We start from the raw sequence: 22,730 nt of genomic DNA, 5'->3' as shown, positions 1-22,730 counted from the left end.
GATCGTTACTCCTTGCGCATTATTCCGCGGCGAGTTCGCCGCGGCCTTCCATGAAATCAGGGAACCACGATTCATGGGTATCGCGCAATTGCTGAATCGGCAGCGCAATGAGATCGCCGACGACGAGTGCATCTCCACCGACCGTGCCGAGGCGGCGGAATGGAACGCCGGCGCCTTCTGCATTGACGCAGACGAAATCGGCCACATCGGCCGGCACCGTCAGTACATAACGCGCCTGATCCTCGCCGAAGAGCAGCGCGTGCGGCGCACCCTTGCATTCGTCGAGATCGATCGTAAGCCCCTTGCCGGATGCCATGGCGATTTCAGCCAGCGCGACGGCAAGGCCGCCCGAGGAAATATCATGGCAGGCAGTTGCCTGATCGTTGCGGATGACGGAGCGGACAAAATCGCCGTTGCGGCGCTCGGCGAAGAGATCCACTTCGGGGGCGGGACCTTCGCGGCTATCGAGCACATCCCTGAGATAGATGGATTGGCCAAGATGGCTTCCGTCGAGGCCGATCATGATCACCTTGTCGCCGTCATTGGCGCTGCCGATGCGAGCCATCTTGCGCCAGTCCGGCAGCAGGCCGACGCCTGCGATCGTCGGGGTCGGCAGGATGGCGACGCCGTTGGTCTCATTGTAGAGCGAGACGTTGCCCGACACGATCGGGAAGTCGAGCGCGCGGCAGGCCTCGCCGATGCCCTTCACCGCCTGAACGAACTGGCCCATGATCTCCGGCTTTTCGGGATTGCCGAAGTTGAGATTGTCGGTGGCGGCGAGCGGTTCGGCGCCCGTCGCGGTGATGTTGCGCCAGCATTCGGCGACCGCCTGTTTGCCGCCTTCGAAGGGATCGGCCTCGACATAACGCGGTGTGACGTCGGAGGAGAAGGCAAGCGCCTTGCTCTTGTGGCCATCGACGCGCACGACGCCGGCGTCGCCGCCCGGAAGCTGCAGCGAATTGCCCTGGATCAGCGTGTCATATTGCTCATAGACCCAGCGGCGGCTCGACTGGTTGGCCGAGCCGACGAGCTGCAGCAGGGCCTGGCCGTAATTCTTGGGTGCGGCGACGAGATTGGCGGGCAGGGGGGCAGGCTTGGCGGATTCGCGCCAGGGGCGATCATATTCCGGCGCCTGGTCGCCGAGATCCTTGATCGGCAGATTGGCGACTTCTTCGCCCTGATGGACGACGCGAAAGCGCAGGTCGTCGGTCGTCTTGCCGACGATGGCGAAATCAAGACCCCATTTGACGAAGATCGCCTTGGCCTGCTCTTCCTTCTCCGGCTGCAGCACCATGAGCATGCGCTCCTGGCTTTCCGACAGCATCATCTCATAGGCGGTCATCCGCTCTTCGCGCACCGGCACCTTGTCGAGTTCCAGCAGAATGCCGAGATCGCCCTTGGCGCCCATTTCGACGGCCGAGCAGGTGAGGCCGGCAGCCCCCATGTCCTGGATGGCGATGACGGCGCCGGTCTGCATCAGCTCGAGGCAGGCTTCGAGCAGGCACTTTTCGGTGAAGGGATCGCCGACCTGAACGGTCGGGCGCTTTTCCTCGATCGATTCGTCGAATTCTGCCGAGGCCATCGTCGCGCCGCCGACACCATCGCGGCCGGTTTTGGCGCCGAGATAGACGACCGGAAGGCCGACGCCCTTGGCCTCGGACAGGAAGATGGCGTTGGATTTGGCAATGCCAGCGGCAAAGGCGTTGACCAGGATGTTGCCGTTGTAGCGGGCATCGAACTCGACTTCGCCGCCGACCGTCGGCACGCCGAAGGAATTGCCGTAGCCGCCGACGCCGGAAACGACGCCGGAAACGAGATGGCGGGTCTTGGGATGATCCGGTTCGCCAAAGCGCAGCGCGTTCATCGCCGCAATCGGGCGCGCACCCATGGTGAAGACGTCGCGCAGAATGCCGCCGACACCGGTCGCGGCACCCTGGTAAGGCTCGATATAGGAGGGGTGGTTATGGCTCTCCATCTTGAAGACGACGCAATCGCCGTCATCGATATCGACGACGCCGGCATTTTCCCCGGGCCCCTGGATGACGCGCGGCCCCTTGGTCGGCAGCGTGCGCAGCCATTTCTTGGAGGATTTGTAGGAGCAATGCTCGTTCCACATGGCCGAGAAGATGCCGAGTTCGGTGAAAGTCGGTTCGCGGCCGATCAGATCCAGGATCCGCTGGTACTCGTCCGGCTTCAGGCCATGGCCCGCGATGAGTTCCGGCGTGATCGGCATGGTGTTTGAAATGGTCATGAGCGGAAAGTCCCTGGCGCGTTTTGCGCTGTCTTTAGCTTATGTAGCGGCGGCGCGCGACAGAAAAAAGCCCGCCGTCAACAGAGGGCGGGCAGGCTTTTTTCGTAAAGGCAGCAATTGCTCAGAACTTGTAGCCGATCTGGATGCCGGCGCGCGTCATGCCATCGTTCGGGCCGTCGCAGAGATTGGCATGCGAGGAGTGGGCAATCTGGGCCATTACGTTCCAATGCGGGGTGAAACGGTAGCCGGCACCGGCATATTCGTGGAAGAGGACGCGGCAGCCGAGTTCCGGGCCGTCATCATTGTCGTCCAGGTCGCCGGTATGGATGACGCCGCCAAAGCCGGCTTCGGCAAAGAGCTTCTCGTTGAAATCGACCGTCCAGGTGAAGCCGGTGAAGAATTGGGTGGCTTCACCCGCGGTGCCGATCGAGGTGCCGAGATGGACACGTGGACGCAGCAACTGTTGCCAGCCAACGGCCTCTTCGTATCCGAAGGGGTCGAAGAGAGCGGTAATCTCCGGGAAGACGCCGTCTTCCCCGGAACGGCCCGATTGTACCGAGGCAGAAACCCCGAAACGCAACTCATCAAATATTTGCTCGCCGGCATTTGCCGAACCTGCCATCGAGGCGCCGGCTATTACAGCCACTGATGCAAGCGCCAGGAATCGCTGCGCGATCCGTCCGAACTCGACCCTCATCTGCTGTCCTTTGATTCGCACCAAGCATGGATAACAAAGAGGTAGCATGGGGGCGGGCGGGGTAAAGCGCTCTCGTCAGACGTGTGTGTTTTTTCCGAATTATGGCGTGTATTTGCAACAGGTCATATTTCGCCGTCGTAGGCAGAGCCGCCATTTTCCAGGAGCCGGCGCAGAATCATCAATCCGGAGATCAGTTCCTGCCCCGTCTTCGGCGAGGACAAGCCGACGCGAACGCGATGATAGGATTTGTCGCCGCGCGCCGCCTTGAACTCGTCCTCGTCATCGACGAGCACGCCGTCCCGGAAGGCGGCGTTCTTGAAGGTGCCCGACATCCATGGCTCCGGCAATTTCAGCCAGAGGAAGGGCGCATGCATGTGCGATGCGAACTCGAATCCTTGCAATTGCTCGCGGGCGATCCGGACACGCCGCGAGAGTTCCTCGACGCTCTGTTTGCGAATTTCGTGCGCCACGCCGCTTTCGACGAGGCGCGCGCATGTCTCCGCCAGGATGAAGGGCAGACCACCGGTGATCATCCGGTGCGTTACCCTGATACGCTGGGCGAAATGCGGCGGGCATGCGACCCAGCCGCCACGCACGCCGGCGGCGACAGATTTCGACAGGCCGCTGACGAGAAAGGTGCGATCGGGTGCAAGCGAGGCGATCAGCGGCGTATCATCGTCGGCCATGCCGCCATAGAGATCGTCCTCGATCAGCCACACCCCGTGTTTTCTGGCGATTGCCGCAATTGCCGCGCGACGCTCATAGGGCATGATCGTCACAGTCGGATTGTGAACGGTCGGCATCAGGAAGGCGAGCTTCGGATGCTGCTGCTGGCAGAGCCGTTCGAAATCGTCGGGAATCACGCCTTGTTCGTCAAAATCGACGGTGACCGTGCGGCGGCCGAGAAGGCGGGCGCTGCGGCTGATCTGGGTGTAGCTGAGATTTTCGAAGACGATCTTATCGCCGGGCGCCGAGACGGCGGCGATGACCGATATCGCCGCCGCATGGGCTCCGAGCGTCGGTACGATGTTTTCGGCCTCCGGCGTCCACCCGCTGCGGGCTAGCCAGCGGCGGCCGGACTCGAACCAGTTCTTCGGGAAGCTTCGGGAGTAGGAGGAGATTTCGGAGAGATGCTGCTCGCCGATTTCCGCGAGAATGCCGGCTATGATCTTGCCCTGGCCGAGATCGGGGGCAGCTGTTGTGTCGAAACGGATCTTGTCGGCGGGCGCATCCTGGAGGCGGGTGCCGCCGAGCGAGATCGTCAGCGGATCGGTCTGTTCGCCGGGCGGCGATTCGGAGCGGTTCAGCACATAGGTGCCGCGCCCGACTTCGCCTGCAACGAGACCGCGTTCATGCACCAGTGCATAGGCCCGGCCGATCGTGCCGATCGTCACGCCGATATCATAAGCAAGGTTGCGCTGCGGCGGCAATTTGCTGCCAGCGGGCAGGGCGCCGCTGGATATTGCGGATTCAATACTATCGGCAAGACGGAGATACACCGGTCCTGAGCCGCGGGAGAGATCGGGAAGCCAATTTGTCATGGTGACAATTCGTAGATTGTCACATTGTCCCTGTCAAGATTAAGAGTCAATTCCAACGGACAACCGAGAGGATTCCTGGAATGTCTGCATTGCCTGAGATCAAAATGCCAATTGTGCCGATTGTCTCTTATGAGGACAGGAGGCAGATCATTGTCCCCGACGCGCCCGCCGAGGCGACGCGTTTAAAGCGGATCTGGGTCGCAATTCTTCTGTGGCATCAGAAGCGGGAAGGCCGGCGCGCGTTGCGAGGGCTGACGGCGAGCGAACTCAAGGATATCGGGCTGTCGCAGTCCGATGCAGCGCGCGAAGTCAGCAAGTCGTTTTTCTGGGATTGATTCCGCGGAAATGGATCGCCGCGGTCAGCTGCAGGCCTTGTTGCCGCCGGACCAGCGATTGACGTCGGCCGCGATGCGGCCGGCAACCGGTTCCTGCATCATCGGACCGAAAGCCTGCAGACGTGCTGGGCTGCCCTCGGCCTGCACGACGAGCAGCGGCCGGCTTTCAGGGCTCCCCTTGTGGACGAGCAGGATGCGCGGCCGGCCGGAGAAGGAATTGAGTTCCGGGGCGAGCTTATAGGCTGCGAAGGCCGGATCGGCCGATTTGAACCAGCACGCATTGGCGCCGAGCGCCACGCGCTCCATGGTCGGCAGCGCAGCGCGATTCGGACCCGCTGCCGGAGCCGGCGATTGGCAGCCGGCGACAGCAGCTGCAAGAGCGGTCAGCAAGGCGGCGTTTGCGACGGAGAGGCGAAGGCGCATGATCGGCTCCAGTGATCCGGATGAAGGTCTTTCGCATGCCATTGCCTGCAGAGGCCTGCGGGCGGCATGCATCGAGGACGGGCTCAGGCGGCGATGACGTCGAGCGCCGAGGCGAAGAGGCCGCGGCCGTCCGAACCGCCGTGGGCGGCTTCGATCAGGTTTTCCGGATGCGGCATCATGCCGAGCACGTTGCCCTTTTCGTTCATGACCGCGGCGATATCGTTCAGCGAGCCGTTGGGATTGGTGCCTTCGGCATAACGGAAGACCACCTGGCCATTACCTTCGATCTTCGCCAGCGTGGCTTCGTCGGCGAAATAATTGCCGTCATGATGGGCAACGGGGCAGCGGATGACCTGACCTTGCGCGTAGGCGCGGGTGAAGTCCGTCTCGGCATTGATCACTTCGAGCTTGATCTCGCGGCAGACGAATTTCAGCGAGGCATTGCGCATCAGCGCGCCGGGCAGCAGCCCGGCTTCGACAAGGATCTGGAAGCCGTTGCAGACGCCGAGCACCTTCACGCCCTTTGCAGCCTTGTCGCTGATCGCCTGCATGACCGGCATGCGGGCGGCAATCGCGCCGCAGCGCAGGTAGTCGCCATAGGAGAAGCCGCCGGGAATAACGATCAGGTCGACATCCGGGATTTCGGCTTCCGTCTGCCAGATCGTCACCGGCTCGCGCCCGGAGATCTTAGTCAGAGCTGCGATCATGTCGCGGTCGCGGTTGAGGCCCGGAAGTTGAACAACAGCTGATTTCATGGGGTCCCTGCGTCTGGCGAAAGATATTGAACTGGAACGCTTTCGGTGAGCCATACTCCATTGTCGGAGACAAAGAAAGAATGACCCTCTGAAAACATGCGGGCAGCGTCGACGCGAAGGATGACATGCTCGCCCTTGCGGCGCATCGAGACGATTTTCGCCGTTTCGACATCCGCAGACAGATGCACGTGGTGCCGCTGCATCTTCTTCAAGCCCTCGCGCTCGATCGAGTGCCAGGCGGTCGCGGATGTACCGTGGAAAAGATCTGCAGGCGGCTGGACCGCGGTCAGCGCGAGATCAACCTCTACGCTATGACCCTGGTTCGCGCGAATTCTGTTATCGACGAGCGTGAAGCGCTTCTTTGGATTGTTTTCGACAATCTCGATGATATCGGCGCGGGAAACGTCATATTTCCGCGCGACCGCTCGTTCGAGCGCGTCGAACGACACCCAGCCCTCAGCATCGAGGGTCAAACCCGCGGCCTCCGGCGCATGACGCAAAACATAGCTCATATATTTCGAGACTTCCGTCTCCAGCTTTGTTTTCGTCATGACGCCAATCCTCGAAGTCCGCCGGCCGACGGTTTGCGATCGTCAGTCGATTGCGATCGCGTAGTTCTCGATCACTGTGTTGGCGAGCAGTTTTTCGCACATCGCCTTAAGGTCGGCCTCGGCCTTCGCCTTATCGGCGCCATCGAGCTCCAGGTCGAAGACCTTGCCCTGTCTAATATGGCCGACGCCCGAGAAGCCGAGGGCGCCGAGGGCGCCTTCGATGGCCTTGCCCTGCGGATCGAGAACGCCGTTTTTCAGCGTGACGGTGACACGAGCCTTGATCACTTTGTCTATCCTGCCTTACTTGACGAGAACCGGGCCGGTGCCGCGCACAGGCTCATTTTCATTGATGATGCCGAGACGGCGCGCGACTTCGGAATAGGCTTCGAGCAAGCCGCCGAGATCGCGGCGGAAGCGGTCCTTGTCCATCTTCTCGCGGGTTTCGATATCCCAGAGCCGGCAGCTGTCCGGCGAGATTTCGTCGGCGAGGATGATGCGCATCATATCGCCTTCGAAGAGGCGGCCGCATTCGATCTTGAAATCGACGAGCTGGATGCCGACGCCGAGGAACAGACCGGTCATGAAATCGTTGACGCGGATGGCAAGCGCCATGATGTCGTCGAGCTCGGCCGGATTGGCCCAGCCGAAAGCGGTGATGTGCTCTTCGGAGACCATCGGATCGTCGAGCGCATCCGACTTGTAATAGAACTCAATGATCGAGCGCGGCAGGACGACGCCTTCCTCGATGCCGAGGCGCTTGGCGAGCGAACCGGCAGCGACATTGCGCACGACGATCTCCAGCGGGATCATTTCCACTTCCTTGATCAACTGCTCGCGCATGTTGAGCCGGCGGATGAAATGAGTGGGGATGCCGATCTTGTTCAGGTGGCTGAAGATATATTCGGAGATGCGGTTGTTGAGGACGCCCTTGCCGTCGATGACTTCATGTTTCTTCTTGTTGAAGGCGGTGGCATCGTCCTTGAAAAACTGGATCAAGGTGCCCGGTTCCGGACCCTCATACAGAATCTTTGCCTTGCCCTCGTAGATACGGCGGCGACGGTTCATCGTGGTCATTCTCTGTTGTTGGCGCTCTTGGGATAGCGCGAGTGGATCGATCTCGTGGCGTCCCCTTAAAGGAAAAGAGTAGGTTTCACAATCCGCCTGTCGCTCCTTCCCTCTTTTCGGGATTTCTGGCCCCGATTCCTGGAGGTTACGGAATACCGCCAAGAGAATCGAATGGATTCCCAAGACGAGTTTAGCGCGTTTTCCTGTAGCGTGGAATGAAGGCGAAATGGCGGGCCGCTTATCCAGGCTTTATTTGGCAGCTCTGCTTGGCAGCGCGCGGCCAAGCTGCGCCTGCAGGGCGCGAGCGGCAGTTTGCCCGTGAGGCCAGCTGCTGGCGCGGACGAAGGAAGGGATCTGTATGGCCGGCATCGGCCGGGCGAGCGCATAGCCCTGCAGCATATCGCAATCGAGTTCTTCGAGGATACGGATGTGATCCGCCGTCTCGACGCCCTCGGCAATGACGCGGATATTGAGCGAGCGGCCTATGTCGATGATCGAGCCGACCAGCTTGCGCTGCTCGGCCGATTGCGGCAGCAGGCGGATCAGCTCGCGGTCGATCTTCAGTGCCTTCGGGCTCAGGCGCAGCAGGCTGACGATCGAGGCGTGGCCGGTGCCGAAATCGTCGATCTGGATGTCGATGCCGAGCTTGCGCAGCTTCTTGAGGTTGGCCGACACCAGCGCGTCGCAATCGTCGAGCGAGATCGATTCCAGCAGTTCGAAGGCGATGGCGCCGGGTTCGATCTTCAGGGCGCGGAGCTTCTTGCCGAGATCGGGATCGGCAAGCCGGCGGGCGGAAACGTTGACCGATATTTTCGGAATCGACAAACCATCCTTGATCCAGGCGCGGCGGTCGGCCAGGGCGCGCTCCAGGATCAGCGCATCGATCGTCGAGACGACGTCGAGATCCTCGGCGATATCGAGAAAGCGGTCGGGTGTCAGCAGCCCGTGCCGGGGATGTTGCCAGCGGGCGAGTGTCTCAACGCCGGTGACATCGAGCGTGCGGGTATCGAACTGCAATTGATAGAATGGCACGAATTCGTTGCGCTCGAGGCCGATCAGGATTTCGTCGGCGAGATGCTTGGCAGAGACGATGTCGCGGCGGTCGGAGGCAGAGAAGAATTCAAAGCGGTTGCGGCCGCGGCCCTTGGCGCGATAGAGCGCGATATCGGCATCGAGCAATATCTGCTTGGCGTCGAGATTCGACCCGCGGCCGACGGCGATGCCGATGCTGGCGCCGAACCGGCAGTCGTGCCCCTCAAATCTGACGGGCTTGCGCAATTCGCGAATGATCCGTTGGGCGAGACCGCCGATCTTCTTCGACGCAGCATCCATGGAGCAGAGGATGACGAATTCGTCGCCGCCGATGCGGGCGACGAAATCGGCGGCGCGGACGGAATTCCTCAGCACGCTTGCCGCATGCTGCAGCATGGCGTCGCCGGCCCGGTGGCCGAGCGTGTCGTTGATCTGCTTGAAGCGGTCGAGATCGATGTGGAGGATCGCAAGCGCAAGGCCCTTGGCGCGGCATTCCATGGAACGCTCGTCGAGCATCTTGTCGAGATAGCGGCGGTTCGGAAGGCCGGTGAGATAATCGTGCAGGGCCAGATGCTCGATGCTTTCCTTGGCGGCTTCGAGCTCGCGGTTGCGTGCCTCAGCCAGATCCTTGGCGCGCTGCAATTCGTTGCGCAGCGCGACGTCCTCGGTGACGTCCCAGTTGGCGCCGATCAGCTTGCGGTGGCCGTTGCCATCGACGAAAAAGGCCGAGCGGGCGCGGATGATGCGTTCGGCGCCGTCACCACGAATGATACGATATTCCTGCTGGAAATCGCTGCCGCTTTCGACGCTGCGGCCGGCCAGGCCGAGCACGCGTTCGCGGTCGTCGGGATGCAGGCTTTTCGCCCAGGCATCGCTCGCGATCTGATGCGAGGCGCCCTGCAGGCCGTAAATGGCGATGAGGCGATCGTCCCATTCGACCGTATCATTCTCGATGTCGGCCTCGAAGACGCCTATGTGGGAAATCTCCAGCGCCAGGTCGAGCCGGCGCGACAGGCGCGACAGCGTCTCCTCGGCTTCCTTGCGGGCTGTGATATCGATATCCGTGCCGACGATGCGAGTCGGCACGCCATTCTCGTCCCACTCCACGCAGGCGCCGCGGCAGTCGATCCAGACCCAGTGGCCGTCCCTGTGGCGCTCGCGATATTGGAAGATCTGATAATCCGGATCGCCGGCGTTCTGGCGCTCGATGGCATGCGCGACGAATTCGCGGTCGTCGGGATGGACGAGCTGAAGCCAGGCATCGTAATCGCCGGCGACCTCCTCGTCGGGCGCCATTCCGCGGATGGTTTTCCACGTGGGCGAGTAATATTTCCGGTCGAGACGGTAGTTGTGATCCCATACGCCGAGGCCCGAGCCGACCAGCGCATGGTTCCATCGGCTCTCCCGTTCCGCCAGTTCGGAATCGCCGACTGCACCGCCGACGCCTGCCACAGCCGCTATGGCATCGCCATGCGCGTTCTCGGCCTCTGGATGGGCTTTCTTCACGGGCATTCTCGCTTATTCATCTCCGGGCGCAGTCTGCTGTCTTTCCATTAACAAAGACTTAGAAAGCAATTTCTGAATTAACGAGAAGGCGGTTTTCCTCAATCAGCGGAGAGACGGCTGAGGAACTGGGCAAAGACCATCGTGCCCTCTGGCCAGGGACCGTGACCGGAATCGGCATTGATATGCCCGGCCTCGCCGGCATCGACGAGAAAGGAGCCCCAGCTGCTGGCAATATCGTCGGCATGCTCGTAGCTGCCGAACGGGTCGTTGCGGCTGGCGACGGTGATCGACGGAAAGGGCAGCGGCTCGCGCGGGTAGGGGCCGAAGGTCATCAGGTGCTTCGGGCGGATGTCGGGATTGGTGACATCGGGCGGGGCGACGAAGAAGGCGCCCACCACCCGATTGCGGAAGAGCGGGATGGCGTGGATCGCCGTGGGTACGCCGAGCGAATGGGCGACGAGCACGACGGGCCGGGTCGAGGCGTTCACCTCCTCGGCGATGCGGGCGATCCAATCCTCGCGGACCGGTTTCGTCCATTCGGCCTGTTCGACGCGCCGCGCCGTGCTGAGCTTCGCTTCCCAGCGGCTCTGCCAATGGCCGGGTCCGGAATTGGTATAGCCGGGGATGATGAGGATATCTGCGTCTGAGGCTTTCATAGTGCCGCCGATGTGAGAAAGCCGGTCGAAGATGTCAAGAGGGGCATCAAGGGAGAGAGCGACACGCGCCTTGATATTTGTTATATTGCTCCAGTGCCGGTTGCGGATTTCGTATCGGCTTACCCGCCGATGCGTGCCGCCGCCGACCAAATCTCGGCTGAGGAGGAGAAACCCATGGCGGCATTTCATGTCATGACGGGTGCCAGCGAAAGCTTAGCGCGCCCCGTCGTCAATCGCATTGGCATTGCTGACGTCTTCGACGCGCTGAAGCGCGGGCTCGACGATTTTAAGGAAAAACCTTCGCATTATGTGTTCCTGTGTTTGATGTACCCGATCGCCGGTATCTTCCTGACGCTATGGACCTCCGGCGCCAATCTTCTGCCGATGGTCTTCCCGCTGATGTCCGGTTTCGTGCTGATCGGCCCGATCGCAGCGATCGGCCTTTATGAGATCAGCCGCCGGCGCGAGGAAGGCCTCGATACGTCATGGACGCATGCACTCGAAGTGCGCCATTCGCCGGCACTGCCGTCGATCGTCGCGGTCGGGCTGATGCTTTTTGCCCTTTTCGTCGTCTGGCTGGTCACGGCGCAGACGCTTTACACCAATCTTCTCGGAGAAGTGTTTCCGCGCACGATGACCGATTTCACCCGCCAGGTTTTCGGCACGGCTCAAGGCCTGCAGCTGATCATCTGGGGCAATCTCATCGGCTTCGTCTTCGCGCTGGTAGTGCTGGCGATCTCCGTCATCACCTTTCCGCTGCTGCTCGACCGCGATGTCGGGGCCGTCGCCGCCGTCGTGACCTCGATCCGGGCCACGGTCGCCAATCCGGTGCCGGTGCTGCTCTGGGGTCTGATCGTTGCTGCACTCCTCGTCATCGGAACGATCCCGGTCTTTGCCGGGCTTGCGCTCGTCATCCCGATCCTCGGCCATGCAACCTGGCATCTCTACCGCAAGCTGGTTGCGGGGGAGACCGCGTAGCCACGGCTGTTCCCGGCGGGGATTTCGGATTCCGATTCCCCAGGGGAACCTCGAACCTGCCTCGGAGTTTTGATATGGCTCCGAGGGAGGATTTCAGAGGTGACGATGAAGAATCTGTTTGCCCGTTTCGCAACCAAGACTTCAGAATGGGCGGGCAAACCCGTCATCTTCATCCTGGCGCTGAGCATTGTTATCGTCTGGGCCGTACTTGGCCCTTTCTTCGACTATTCGGAAACCTGGCAGCTGATCATCAACACCGGCACGACGATCATCACTTTCCTGATGGTCTTCGTGCTGCAGAACGCCCAGACGCGCGACACTCGGGCAATTCAGGCCAAGCTCAACGAAATCATCCTGACGAGCCACGCTGAAAACCGCTTCATCGGCATCGAAAATCTCGACGAAGACGAGCTGAAGCGCCTCGATGAATTGGTCGCCAAGGCTGCCAAGGGCAGGGGCGAGACGGAGGCTTGCATGACAGCCGAGGTCGTGGAAGCCGTTACGCCGAAAAAGGCCGAGGCGCGCAAACGCCCGGGGAGCGCCAAAACCTCAAAGGTAAAACAACGGCCGCTTGAAAAGAGCTGAATTTCTTTATGGCGGTGCGGGGACTTGCGCTTTTTTTACCCACTATTGCTTCGCGTACGGCGAACTTCGCAGCCAGCGAACCGGTCATAGAACATCTGGCCTCGCCACCGGATGAGCGGCAGGAGCCACCACAGCAGCGCAAGAATGAAAAGGCTGGCACCTATCAGTATCGGAGTAATGGCGGCCGCGGTACCATCGCGCGCCGCGTGGATCATGTCATCAAGACTTTGGTTGGATGCTATCGCCGCAACGATTGAGTCGCTCGCCACAAAGGCGATCCAGGGCGAAAACTTCAGCAGTTCCCTTTTTAACGCCTCGCTCAAATGCGGCGACGCACCCTCAGTCGTAACCACCCGTATCGACGAAATCCATTTGCCCGGTGTTCTGCGACCGTTCGCAGTTAAAAATGCGAATGCAAGCAATACAAGGAAGACGCCGACCAACGGGCCGATCAGGTCCGCGGTCCCATGGGCTAATTCACCGTTTTCGTCTAGCGCCACCGACAAAACGCGCCAAGAAACCGATTGGCCTCCGGAATTGCCAGTGATGACCGTCGTTTGAAAGAACGTGCTCTCTTGGCCCCAAAATTGCGTACTTCGGCAGATTTGATTGACCCTCGTCTCTCCCAGTTTCAGGGGCCATTCACGCTCGACTTTTTCGACCAATGGGCCAGAGGCTGCTTCCCCGCATTGCGTGCTCTCAAAGAGGGGGATGCCGAAGTTCAATGGAATGATGAGCGCGACCAGCGCAAGCAAGAACTCTAAAAATGTCATGTCGATCAGATAGGCAAAGACCCGCCTCCAAAAGAGCCGAGGCTGCAAAGTTCTCTGAGATGCCTGTGTGATATTGACGTCCACGTTACCCCCTACGCCAAAACGATGCTACATGATGGAAAAACTACTCGTGCTCGCGATGGATTACTTCAGAAATCCAAGCGTATCGGTGATGTGAAGCTTGCGGCCTTTGACGCTTTGGGTGTCGATGATCCCTGCCGGGGGACGCCTCCGTCCCTCCATTTCCCGCACTGCCATCACCCAGAAGCTGGGTGATGCTCTCCCAAAGTCCGACCTCACGCCAAGTATAGAAATAACTATGCACGGTCGAAGCCGGCGGAAATCACTTGGCAGTGTGCGCCATTAGCAACCGCGCGAGCAGACATGGAGGATCGCCCTCACGAGGCTACGCATGTCTGTCGTGCGCGGCGGGCCCCCGTGCCTCGCCTTCGGCAGCAACCGCGTGGTCACCGACGATTCCCCGTTCGTCAATCGCTTGGAAACGCAAGACGTCTCGATTAGGCTCGCGACGAGCGATAGCAGTCCCGCTCATCGGAAAACCTTACGCACGCGTCTACCGTTGGATCTCCGCATCGAGCTACCATCATCGGGATCACGCCGCCCCAAACACCCGCTGGAAGATCGTATCGACATGCTTGGTATGATAGCCAAGATCGAACTTCTCCCGAATATCCTCCTCGGACAGTGCAGCCCGGACCTCCGCATCCGCCAGCAGCTCTTCCAAAAAGTCCTTGCCCTGTTCCCAGACCTTCATGGCGTTGCGCTGGACCAGGCGGTAGGCGTCTTCGCGGGAGGTGCCGGCCTGCGTCAGCGCTAGGAGCACGCGCTGGGAGTGGACGAGGCCGCGGAACTTATTGAGGTTCTTTTCCATGTTCTCCGGGTAGACCAGCAGCTTTTCAATGACGCCGGCGAGGCGGGAGAGGGCGAAGTCGAGGGTGACCGTGGCGTCGGGGCCGATCATGCGTTCGACCGAGGAGTGGGAGATATCGCGCTCGTGCCAGAGGGCGACGTTTTCCATGGCCGGCAGGGCGTAAGAGCGGACCATGCGGGCGAGGCCGGTCAGGTTTTCGGTGAGAACCGGGTTGCGCTTGTGCGGCATGGCCGAGGAGCCCTTCTGGCCGGGCGAGAAATATTCCTCGGCTTCCAGAACCTCGGTGCGCTGCAGGTGGCGGATCTCGGTCGCCAGCCGCTCGATCGACGAGGCGACGACGCCGAGGGTGGCGAAGTACATGGCGTGGCGGTCGCGCGGGATGACCTGGGTCGAGACCGGTTCGGCCTTAAGGCCGAGGGCCTCGGCGACATGTTCCTCGACGCGCGGATCGATATTGGCGAAAGTGCCGACGGCGCCCGAGATGGCGCAGGTCGCGACTTCTTCGCGGGCGGCGACGAGGCGCTGGCGGCAGCGCTCGAATTCGGCATAGGCGAGCGCCAGCTTGACGCCGAAGGTGGTGGGCTCGGCGTGGATGCCGTGCGAGCGGCCGATGGTGACGGTGTCCTTGTGTTCGAAGGCGCGGGTTTTCAGCGCCGCCAACAGCCGGTCGAGATCGGCAATCAGAATATCGGTGGCGCGCACCAGCTGGACGTTGAAGCAGGTGTCGAGCACGTCGGACGACGTCATGCCCTGGTGGACGAAGCGTGCATCCGGGCCGACGATTTCGGCGAGGTGGGTTAGGAAGGCGATGACGTCATGCTTGGTGACGGCCTCGATCTCATCGATGCGGGCAACGTCGAAGGTGGCGGCGCCGCCTTTTTCCCAGATCGTCCTTGCCGCCGATTTCGGGATGACGCCGAGTTCGGCCAGCGCGTCGCAGGCATGCGCCTCGATCTCGAACCAGATGCGGAACTTGGTTTCGGGAGACCAGATGGCGACCATTTCGGGCCGGGAGTAACGCGGGATCATGGGCGGCTGCCTTTACTTCAAGAGGTTTGTTGACGCCCCTGTAGCAAAGACGGGCGGCAATCTCAACGCAAGCGTTTCGCAAGATAATAGCTGCTGACGACAAGGCAGCCGAGACCGAGCGGCAGGAAAAGGCGCATACCGATCACCAGGAACTGATAGACGGCGCTGATGCTGGTGAAGATGAACTGGAAGACCCAGATGCCGCTTCCGAAGGGCGCGTGCCAGCGCGAATAGAAGATCCGATATTCCATCGCGAAGAGGAAGGCCGTCATCGCGATCGTGGCCGCGATCAGCGTCACGAAAAAGGCGGCGAAACGCGCCTCCGGCGGCTTGCCATAGGCGAGGAAGCGGCCGGTGGGCAAAGCGAATGGCCAGGCGAGCAGGCCGCCGAGGAAATAGAGCGCGGCGACTTCGGCAAGCCGGCTTGTCTCCAGGCCGTTACGGAGATAAAGGCCGAGCATGGCGGAGACGAGCATTTGCAGGGCCCAAAGCAAGGCGCCGAGGATCAGATGGGAGTAGGGCGGCCATGCCGCCCTGAGCCGCTCCATGTCGGGCAACCAGCTCAGGGATGAACCGGAACGGCGATCCAGCGCCCGTTCCTTTGCGCATCGAAGGCCAGGATCAGAGCGATATGTACCTGGTTTGCGGCTTCCGGCTGATAGACGACGGCGCCGCCAATCCTGTATTCGACTGAACATGCGCGCTCGGCCGGAACCGTTTGCACCTGGCGCGCTGCCTGCCGGTTCGGAGCGCCTTCCTTCTCGATCATCTGCAGGCTGAAGCCGAGGACCCGCTTGGCGATGGCCGCGCAGTCCTTCGGCACCGCGATAGGCAACTCGCCGAGCGAAAGCGTATAGGGCGATTTCGGCGGGCCGTCGGTCGCAAGCGTGGTATAACGCAGCGTCTTTGCGGGTGAGCCGAGTTCGGTCGGCGGATTGAAGGCGGCGATCAGGCCGGGGTTGGTCAGGAGATCGTATTTGTCCATCTGGCCGCGCGCCGCCGTGAGGTTCTGGCGCCGCGCCTTGGAAAGATTGGCGTCCTTGTCGGTCAGCTCGGTGCGGAAGGGCGTGCCCTCGAGATACTGGCCCTTATCGGTATCGATGAAATAGGTGTTGGAATAGGGGACATTGCTGCCCTCCTTGAGACCGAACTCCTGGAAGGCGAAGACCTTGCCGTCGGCGGAAAAGCCGATCGGCTGGATGCTGGCAATGTCGCCGGCAAGTGACACGCCGGGCAGGCCGGCAAGTGCGGCTGAGAGCAGGCCGCCTAAGAAAAGCTGCTTCTTCATGCTCGTGCCTCTTCGGCTGCTTGACGCAGATCGGCGACGGTCCGGCGATAATCCTCGACCGTATCGCCCTTGAAAATCGCCGAGCCGGCGACGAGGACGTTGCCGCCGGCGCGGGCGATTGTCGGCGCCGTTTCCACCGTGACGCCACCGTCGACCTCAATCTCGATCGGCCTGTCACCGATCAGCGACTTTGCCGCCGCGATCTTGGCTGCCATCGCCGGAATGAACTTCTGTCCGCCGAAGCCGGGATTGACCGACATGATGAGGATAAGATCGACATCGTCGAGCACGTTCTCGATGGCGCTGAGCGGGGTTGCCGGATTGAGCGTCACCCCGACCTTCTTGCCGAGATTGCGGACGGTCTGCAGCGATCGATGCAGATGCGGCCCGGATTCGGCATGGACGGTGATGCGGTCACAGCCGGCCTTGGCGAAAGCTTCGAGATAGGCGTCGACCGGCGAGATCATCAAGTGGCAGTCGAAGGTGGCGGCCGTATAGGCGCGCAGCGACTTGATGACATCAGGGCCGAAGGAAATGTTCGGCACGAAATGCCCGTCCATGACGTCGAGGTGGATCCAGTCGGCCCCGGCCGCGGTGACATTGCGCACCTCCTCGCCGAGCCTGGCGAAATCAGCCGCGAGGATCGAGGGGGCAATGCGAATGGGCAGCGTCATCAAGTCTACTCCGTATGGGCGCCAGCCGAGCACGGCGCCGGAATTCAAGGCTGGCCGCCGCTCATTGCGTCGGCGCAGCCGGTGGAAAAAAGCCGTTGCCGCGCCATTCGAGCAGGCGATACGGGTTTTGCGAAAGTTCATGCGCGCCGGTGAAGGCGACGGCGCCGACCGGGGTCTGGAATGTCGTGCCGAGCAGCGGCTCCTGGAGGGGCTTGCCGGCCGCAGCAGCGGCTTCGGCCGCCTGGCCGGCAATGAATGCCGCGGCCAGCGACGGCAGGACATAACCTTCCGGCTCGACCCCTTTGGCGCGCAACGTTTCGGCCGCCGCCGCCGCTTCCGGCAGAACGGCATATTCGGGCAGGGCGACGGCGCGCACGCCAGACCCGAGCGGCAGCGGCTGATCGGCGGCGCGCATGGCGTCGCCGCCGAGGATTGAGAGCGGGATGTTCTCGGCTTCCGCGTCGCGGGCGATGACGGCGATGTCGCTACGATCACCGCCGACGAAGACCCTGGTGGCGCCGGCCCGTTTCAGGCGGCGGACAAGAGCGATCTGTTGCTCCTGCCCCGGACGATAGGTATCGGTGAAGACCGGCTTCAGGCCGTTCTGTTCCAGCGCGTTGCGCACTGCTTCCGTGAGTTCGCGGCCGTGAATGGTGCCGTCCTCGATCAGGGCGATCGGATCGGCAGCCCAGTTCTTCAGGATCACTTCGTTGATCTTTGCCGCCTCGGCGCCATCGGCGGGCGCCATGCGGAAGAGCGGCCAGCCGTTTTTCAGCGCGTCCTCCATCAGGATGCGCGAGCGCACGGAGACGGTGATCGCCGGAATGCCGGCATCCTTCAGCTTCGGAAGGGCGCCTTCCAGCGTCTCGCTGCAGAGAAAGCCGACGGCGATCTGCACCTTGGCCGCGACAAGGGCATCGCCGACTGCTGCGCCGCTATTGTCCTCGCAGATCTCGTTGACGGCGACAAGCGTATTGCCCGACTGCCGGATCTCGAAACCGGCGCCGGCGGCAACCTGTGCGCCGAGCAGGGCGAGCGGGCCGTTCTGGGGCGCGACGACGCCGATCGTCACGCCGGCCGCATGGCCTTGCGCCGCCGCTCCCAGCAGCATCAGAACGGCTGCTATGCCACGCAGGTTGATCATGAAAGGCGGAGATCCCTAGCCATCGTTCCATGCCCTTTTATCCGCAAGGCCGCGATCGTCAAAGAAAAACAAGCGTAACCCGATGCTTTTCACCGGTCCTATTGTAGAAAAGGTAACCCATGCTCGCCATATTGGCGCGATGGAAAGTCGAACTGCAGCGCAGGACGTCCTTTCGGTGACGCAAAGGACGCTGCAGCACTTTGAATTGCCGCGTAATTTTGTCCCCAAATCGGTTCCGATTTATGGATGTATGCAGTCGGCAGAAGAGCGTACGGAGAAGCAGTTGTTGAACAGGCAGCATATCGACCCCGGCCTTTATCGCGATGCCATGAGCCGTTATGCCGGCCATGTGCAACTCGTGACGACGGTGATGGAAGGCATGCGCCGGGGCGTCACCATCACAGCCGCCTGCTCGGTCTCGGATAATCCGGCCTCGGTGCTGATCTGCCTCAACAACACCAATCCGAAGAACGAGATTTTTTTCCGCAGCGGCATCTTCGTGCTGAACACGCTCGGCGCTCACCACCAGGGCGTTGCCGACGCTTTCTCCGGACGCACGGCGCTTGCCGATGACGAACGCTTCGCCAGCGCCCGTTTCGACACGCTTGTCACCGGCGCGCCGGTCCTTGCCGATGCGCTTGCCGCCTTCGATTGCCGGGTGACCGACATCAAGGAAATGCCGACCCATAATGTCATCTTCGGCGAAGTCGCCGCCGTCCGCTTCAGTGAGAAGCATCCGGCGCTCATCTATGTGAACCGGGATTATCACACGCTGTGATCGGCGCAGCGGAGATTTTGAGGGAATAGAGAATGGACAATGCCGGGATCGAGGAAATGTTTCAGGGGCTCGGCCCAGTCACGATCAAGCGCATGTTCGGCGGCAAAGGCATTTATCACCTCGGGCGCATCGTTGCAGTTGAAGTGCGCGACGAGATGCTGCTGAAGGCTGATGAGACAAGCGCCCCGGAATTTGCCGCCGCCGGCGCCACGCAATGGGCCTATGAGGGCAAGAAGGGCAAGCCGGTGAAAATGCCCTACTGGTCGATCCCAGAAGAGGCCTACGACGATCCCGATCTTATGGCGAAATGGGTGAGGCTGGCCTATGAGGCGGCGCTTCGCACCGAGAGTTAGCGCTCGGCAGCCGGCAAAACTGCTATTGCCGCCCTGGTGAAGGCCGACAGCGGCATGGGCAGATCAGTCAGGGCAAACCAGCCGAAATCAGAAAGCTTGTCGGGTTCGGTCAGTTGCGGCTCGCCTTCGACGTCGCGGGCGAGATAAAGGATGGACATCCAGTGCTGGCGGTCGGCATCGATGATCTGTTCGGTCACGCCGATCCGTTCGATCCGGCCGATCTTCAGGCCGGTTTCTTCTTCGGCCTCGCGGCGCGCGGCTTCTTCGGCCGGCTCCATGTGATCGACCTTGCCGCCGACAATGTTCCAGTAGCCGGCTTCAGGCGGATTCACGCGTTTGTAGAGGAGGATCCTGTCGTCGCGCAGGATCACCAGACCAACGCCGAGGCCCGGAAAATCATGGCCGGGCCTGCCCATTGTTCAGACCTTGGCGCTGCCGGCGATCAGCATGAAGGCTGGGATGTCGTCGCCGAAACCGACCGGGGTCGGGCCATCGTCGTGATCGCGATGACGGCGGCGGTCGCGGCTGTCGTCGTTTGCCGGGTAAGGCCGATTGTTGCGCGCGTTGTTTTGCGGCTTCTGCTCTGCTTTGCGCTCGTTCTTCAAGACTTCGGCCCTTGCTGGTGCTGCTTCGATCACTTGGACGTCATTATCCTGTATGTCGTTATCAGATTTATGACTCGCGGCACCGCGATTGCCGCGTCCGCGCCCACGATCCCTCTCGCCCCGCTCACCCTTTGCGCCCCGGTCGCGGCTGTTGCGCCGCGGGCGCTCGTTGTCGGCGCTTTCTTCCGCCGGTGGCAGCGAATTCACATCGCCGCTCAGCCATTCGACCTTTTCGCCGATCAGCTTCTCGATTGCATCGACGAATTTGGTGTCACGCTTGGTCACGAGCGTAAAGGCGGCGCCCGAGCGGCCGGCACGGCCGGTGCGGCCGATGCGGTGGACATAGTCCTCCGAGTGGATCGGCACATCGAAATTGAATACGTGGCTGACATCGGGAATGTCGAGGCCGCGGGCGGCGACGTCGGAGGCGACCAGCAGCTGGAGATTGCCGTCACGGAAGCTCTGCAGCATCATCGTGCGGGAGCGCTGATCCATGTCGCCATGCAGCGCACCAACGGAGAAGCCGTGGCGCTCCAGTGAACGGAAGAGATCGGCGACGTCCTTCTTGCGGTTGCAGAAGATGATGGCGTTCTTCAGTTCGGTCTGCGCACGGACGAGCTCGCGCAGAACCGCGCGCTTCTCATAATCCTTGCTGTGGGAGGCGACGAAGCGCTGTGTCACCGTCTTTGCGGCCGAAGCCGGCTTTGCCACTTCGATGCGCTCGGGATTCTGCAGGAAGCGGTCGGCGAGCTTCTGGATCTCTGGCGGCATGGTTGCCGAGAAGAATAGCGTCTGGCGGGTGAAGGGGATGAGCTTGGCGATGCGCTCGATATCGGGGATGAAGCCCATGTCGAGCATGCGGTCGGCCTCGTCGATGACGAGGATCTCGACGCCGCTCATCAGGAGCTTGCCGCGTTCGAAATGGTCGAGCAGGCGGCCGGGCGTGCAGATCAGCACATCGGCGCCGCGCTCAAGTTTGCGGTCCTGGTCTTCGAAGGACACGCCGCCGATCAGCAGGGCAACGTTCAGACGGTGGTTCTTGCCGTACTTCTCGAAATTCTCGGCGACCTGGGCAGCGAGTTCGCGGGTCGGCTCGAGGATCAGCGTGCGGGGCATGCGCGCCCGGGCGCGGCCCTTTTCCAGAAGCGACAGCATCGGAAGAACGAAAGATGCGGTCTTGCCGGTTCCGGTCTGCGCGATGCCGCAAATGTCGCGGCGTTCGAGCGCAAAGGGAATGGCCCCCGCCTGAATAGGCGTGGGGATCGTATAGCCCGCGTCGGTAACAGCGGATAACACTTTTTGGCTCAAGCCAAGGTCAGCGAATGTCGTCAAAGGGAAAACTGTTTCCGTTCCGGTTCGGCCGATCTCTGAACGAGTCGGCGGGATTGCATGCCGCAATGCAGCGCGACATAGCCCCGAATGGCCGGCAAGTCAAGAAATAGAGAGGGCGCACCCCGTGCAGAGTGAAGCGATGGTTACCTGACGGCTATTACTTGATGTAGGTGGCGAGTTTAAGTCCAGCATTCATGAAATATACTGGATCGACCGCCTGGCCGTTCTGGCGCACTTCATAGTGCAGATGGGTGCCGGTCGAGCGGCCGGTACTGCCGGCAAGGCCGATGACATCGTTGCGGCCAACCGTGTCGCCGACCTTGACGAGAACCTGTGACATGTGGCCGTAGCGCGTCGAGATGCCGTTGCCGTGGTCGACCTCGACCATATTGCCGTAGCCGCCGGTCCAACCGGCGGCGATGACCTTGCCGGGCGCCGTCGGACGGATTCTCTCACCCGGTGAAAAGCGGAAGTCGATGCCGGAATGGAGTGCCAGACGGCCGAGGAACGGGTCGCGGCGGTTGCCGAAGGGGCTGGTGACGTCCTTGCCGATGGCGGGGTTGCGGAAGGGCAGGGATTCGGCGGTGCTGCGCACGGCCTCCAACCGGGTCAGCGCGCCGTCGAGGGCGGCCAGCGAATTGTTGAAGTCGTCGTTGCTCTCGGGTTCGAGATAGGGACCGCCGACGGCGCTCTCCTCCTCCTGCCTGGCGGCGGCCGTCTCCTCAGGCACAGGAATCTTGAATCGGGTCAGCACGGTCTCGATGGCGCTGGCGGCGTGGCCGGCGTCACTCGTCAGCTGCTCGACGCGGTTGCGCTGATCCTGCTCGACATCCTTCAGCGACAGCGTCACCTTGGAGAAGATCCGGTCGGCGCGGTCGCCAACCGTCTCGGCGGACGGCACATAAGCAAGCGTCGAATTGTCGGGCGTCGCGTCGGCAGGCGCGCCGCTCGCCAGTTGCTTCTCAATGGCCTCGATGCCGCCGTTGAGCGAAGCGCGCTTATCCTTGATATCGGGGACAAGGGACTGGACGGGCGATGACGGCGCGGGCTGGGCGCCGTCCTTTTCCGTCAGGCCGGAACTTTCGGCGCGGTCGAGCAGATTGTCGAGCTTGCCGTGGCGCGAGGTGAGCGCCAACTGCTGCTCCATCAGCTTGTCGACCTTGTCCTCGACCACCTGCTGGTCAAGAAGCTGGCGGGAGGTGATGCGGTCGACCTGGGCACGAAGGGCGGCGATGCGGTCCTCGTAGTCATGCTGCATGCGGGCCTGGCGCGCCATGGTGGCGCCGATCAGGTCGTCGCGCAGCACGAGGTAGGAGGTCGCCAGGAGATAGCCGATCGAGAAGACGCCGACGAAGCAGAAGGCAAGCGCCGCCATCCACGGCCGGACCGTCATGTGGCGCACCTTGTCGCCGCTTGCCAGGATGAGGATGTGGTCCTGCGCCCGCTTGCCGAATACCCGGTGCTGATGTCCGCTGTTCACGCAGGCT

24 protein-coding genes and 1 pseudogene are annotated in these 22,730 nt (G+C 61.8%); 5 read left to right on the top strand and 20 right to left on the bottom strand.

Features of this window, described 5'->3' with window-relative positions; genetic code table 11:
• Positions 1–19: 19 nt before the first annotated feature.
• The 3 genes from purL to PYR71_RS25910 form a co-directional block, all read right to left on the bottom strand.
• Positions 20–2,251 (bottom strand): phosphoribosylformylglycinamidine synthase subunit PurL, encoded by a 2,232-nt coding sequence (gene purL / locus PYR71_RS25920; RefSeq protein ID WP_275621420.1) that lies wholly within the window; start codon positions 2,249–2,251, stop codon positions 20–22.
• Positions 2,252–2,372: 121 nt separating this feature from the next.
• On the bottom strand, positions 2,373–2,948 hold the full coding sequence (locus PYR71_RS25915) for an acyloxyacyl hydrolase (protein ID WP_183913572.1): 576 nt from the start codon (positions 2,946–2,948) through the stop codon (positions 2,373–2,375).
• A gap of 122 nt (positions 2,949–3,070) precedes the next feature.
• Positions 3,071–4,489 (bottom strand): aminotransferase-like domain-containing protein, encoded by a 1,419-nt coding sequence (locus PYR71_RS25910; RefSeq protein ID WP_275621419.1) that lies wholly within the window; start codon positions 4,487–4,489, stop codon positions 3,071–3,073.
• A gap of 80 nt (positions 4,490–4,569) precedes the next feature.
• On the opposite strand from PYR71_RS25910, the gene PYR71_RS25905 reads away from it, so the two are divergent.
• Positions 4,570–4,824: a DUF1127 domain-containing protein gene (locus tag PYR71_RS25905; RefSeq protein WP_275621418.1), complete on the top strand. Its 255-nt coding sequence runs from the start codon at positions 4,570–4,572 to the stop codon at positions 4,822–4,824.
• Positions 4,825–4,848: 24 nt separating this feature from the next.
• Here the strand turns inward: PYR71_RS25905 and PYR71_RS25900 are convergent, their stop codons facing one another.
• The 7 genes from PYR71_RS25900 to PYR71_RS25870 all read right to left on the bottom strand — a co-directional run bounded on the left by PYR71_RS25900 (position 4,849) and on the right by PYR71_RS25870 (position 10,845).
• Positions 4,849–5,247, bottom strand: coding sequence for a hypothetical protein (locus PYR71_RS25900; protein WP_275621417.1), 399 nt, complete (start codon positions 5,245–5,247; stop codon positions 4,849–4,851).
• An 83-nt stretch (positions 5,248–5,330) separates the two neighbouring features.
• Positions 5,331–6,002 (bottom strand): phosphoribosylformylglycinamidine synthase subunit PurQ, encoded by a 672-nt coding sequence (gene purQ, locus PYR71_RS25895; RefSeq protein ID WP_183913580.1) that lies wholly within the window; start codon positions 6,000–6,002, stop codon positions 5,331–5,333.
• The gene (locus PYR71_RS25890; RefSeq protein WP_275621416.1) at positions 5,999–6,553 is read right to left on the bottom strand and encodes an RNA 2'-phosphotransferase; all 555 of its coding nucleotides are present in this window, start codon (positions 6,551–6,553) and stop codon (positions 5,999–6,001) included. Before PYR71_RS25890 ends, purQ begins: the two co-directional genes overlap by 4 nt.
• Positions 6,554–6,595: 42 nt before the next feature.
• Entirely contained in the window at positions 6,596–6,838 is a 243-nt protein-coding gene (gene purS, locus PYR71_RS25885) for a phosphoribosylformylglycinamidine synthase subunit PurS (protein ID WP_010017683.1), read from the bottom strand.
• Between the two features lie 15 nt (positions 6,839–6,853).
• Positions 6,854–7,618: a phosphoribosylaminoimidazolesuccinocarboxamide synthase gene (purC, locus tag PYR71_RS25880; RefSeq protein WP_004676256.1), complete on the bottom strand. Its 765-nt coding sequence runs from the start codon at positions 7,616–7,618 to the stop codon at positions 6,854–6,856.
• A gap of 249 nt (positions 7,619–7,867) precedes the next feature.
• The gene (locus tag PYR71_RS25875) at positions 7,868–10,162 is read right to left on the bottom strand and encodes a putative bifunctional diguanylate cyclase/phosphodiesterase (RefSeq protein ID WP_275621415.1); all 2,295 of its coding nucleotides are present in this window, start codon (positions 10,160–10,162) and stop codon (positions 7,868–7,870) included.
• A gap of 92 nt (positions 10,163–10,254) precedes the next feature.
• The gene (locus PYR71_RS25870; RefSeq protein WP_416340299.1) at positions 10,255–10,845 is read right to left on the bottom strand and encodes an alpha/beta hydrolase; all 591 of its coding nucleotides are present in this window, start codon (positions 10,843–10,845) and stop codon (positions 10,255–10,257) included.
• Between the two features lie 141 nt (positions 10,846–10,986).
• Between PYR71_RS25870 and PYR71_RS25865 the strand changes: the two genes are divergently transcribed.
• Positions 10,987–11,790 (top strand): DUF2189 domain-containing protein, encoded by an 804-nt coding sequence (locus tag PYR71_RS25865; protein ID WP_275621413.1) that lies wholly within the window; start codon positions 10,987–10,989, stop codon positions 11,788–11,790.
• A 105-nt stretch (positions 11,791–11,895) separates the two neighbouring features.
• Positions 11,896–12,375: a low affinity iron permease family protein gene (locus PYR71_RS25860; RefSeq protein WP_275621511.1), complete on the top strand. Its 480-nt coding sequence runs from the start codon at positions 11,896–11,898 to the stop codon at positions 12,373–12,375.
• Positions 12,376–12,410: 35 nt separating this feature from the next.
• Here PYR71_RS25860 and PYR71_RS25855 read toward each other — a convergent pair whose 3' ends face one another.
• The 7 genes and pseudogenes from PYR71_RS25855 to PYR71_RS25825 form a co-directional block, all read right to left on the bottom strand.
• Positions 12,411–13,232: an RDD family protein gene (locus PYR71_RS25855; RefSeq protein WP_275621412.1), complete on the bottom strand. Its 822-nt coding sequence runs from the start codon at positions 13,230–13,232 to the stop codon at positions 12,411–12,413.
• A gap of 66 nt (positions 13,233–13,298) precedes the next feature.
• Positions 13,299–13,701 (bottom strand): annotated as a pseudogene (locus PYR71_RS25850) (transposase); the annotation flags it as partial.
• Between the two features lie 60 nt (positions 13,702–13,761).
• Entirely contained in the window at positions 13,762–15,069 is a 1,308-nt protein-coding gene (gene purB / locus PYR71_RS25845; protein ID WP_183934441.1) for an adenylosuccinate lyase, read from the bottom strand.
• Positions 15,070–15,131: 62 nt separating this feature from the next.
• Entirely contained in the window at positions 15,132–15,617 is a 486-nt protein-coding gene (locus PYR71_RS25840; RefSeq protein WP_275621411.1) for a hypothetical protein, read from the bottom strand.
• Positions 15,618–15,631: 14 nt separating this feature from the next.
• On the bottom strand, positions 15,632–16,357 hold the full coding sequence (locus PYR71_RS25835; protein WP_275621410.1) for a DUF2259 domain-containing protein: 726 nt from the start codon (positions 16,355–16,357) through the stop codon (positions 15,632–15,634).
• The gene (rpe, locus tag PYR71_RS25830) at positions 16,354–17,031 is read right to left on the bottom strand and encodes a ribulose-phosphate 3-epimerase (RefSeq protein ID WP_275621409.1); all 678 of its coding nucleotides are present in this window, start codon (positions 17,029–17,031) and stop codon (positions 16,354–16,356) included. The genes PYR71_RS25835 and rpe overlap by 4 nt, the downstream gene beginning before the upstream one ends.
• 61 nt (positions 17,032–17,092) lie before the next feature.
• On the bottom strand, positions 17,093–18,175 hold the full coding sequence (locus tag PYR71_RS25825; protein WP_275621408.1) for an ABC transporter substrate-binding protein: 1,083 nt from the start codon (positions 18,173–18,175) through the stop codon (positions 17,093–17,095).
• Positions 18,176–18,458: 283 nt separating this feature from the next.
• Here PYR71_RS25825 and PYR71_RS25820 point away from each other — a divergent pair, with 283 nt between their 5' ends.
• Both PYR71_RS25820 and PYR71_RS25815 read left to right on the top strand, forming a co-directional pair.
• Positions 18,459–18,953, top strand: a complete 495-nt coding sequence (locus tag PYR71_RS25820) for a flavin reductase (RefSeq protein ID WP_183913590.1) — start codon at positions 18,459–18,461, stop codon at positions 18,951–18,953.
• A 32-nt stretch (positions 18,954–18,985) separates the two neighbouring features.
• Positions 18,986–19,306 carry a TfoX/Sxy family protein gene (locus tag PYR71_RS25815; protein WP_064685448.1) on the top strand — a complete coding sequence of 107 codons (321 nt, stop codon included), beginning with the start codon at positions 18,986–18,988 and terminating at the stop codon, positions 19,304–19,306.
• Here the strand turns inward: PYR71_RS25815 and PYR71_RS25810 are convergent.
• The 3 genes from PYR71_RS25810 to PYR71_RS25800 form a co-directional block, all read right to left on the bottom strand.
• Complete coding sequence (locus PYR71_RS25810) at positions 19,303–19,722, bottom strand: NUDIX domain-containing protein (protein ID WP_275621407.1); 420 nt, start codon at positions 19,720–19,722, stop codon at positions 19,303–19,305. The two genes, PYR71_RS25815 and PYR71_RS25810, sit on opposite strands and share 4 nt — an antisense overlap.
• Before the next feature lie 3 nt (positions 19,723–19,725).
• Entirely contained in the window at positions 19,726–21,243 is a 1,518-nt protein-coding gene (locus PYR71_RS25805; protein WP_222140103.1) for a DEAD/DEAH box helicase, read from the bottom strand.
• 157 nt (positions 21,244–21,400) lie between these two features.
• Complete coding sequence (locus tag PYR71_RS25800) at positions 21,401–22,723, bottom strand: peptidoglycan DD-metalloendopeptidase family protein (RefSeq protein ID WP_275621406.1); 1,323 nt, start codon at positions 22,721–22,723, stop codon at positions 21,401–21,403.
• Positions 22,724–22,730: the final 7 nt, after the last annotated feature.

The organism is Rhizobium mulingense (assembly GCF_029194105.1).
GTDB classification, from domain to species: domain Bacteria; phylum Pseudomonadota; class Alphaproteobacteria; order Rhizobiales; family Rhizobiaceae; genus Rhizobium; species Rhizobium mulingense.
The sequence above is the reverse complement of the archived record's forward strand: the minus strand, read 5'-3'. Positions and strand labels throughout refer to the sequence as shown.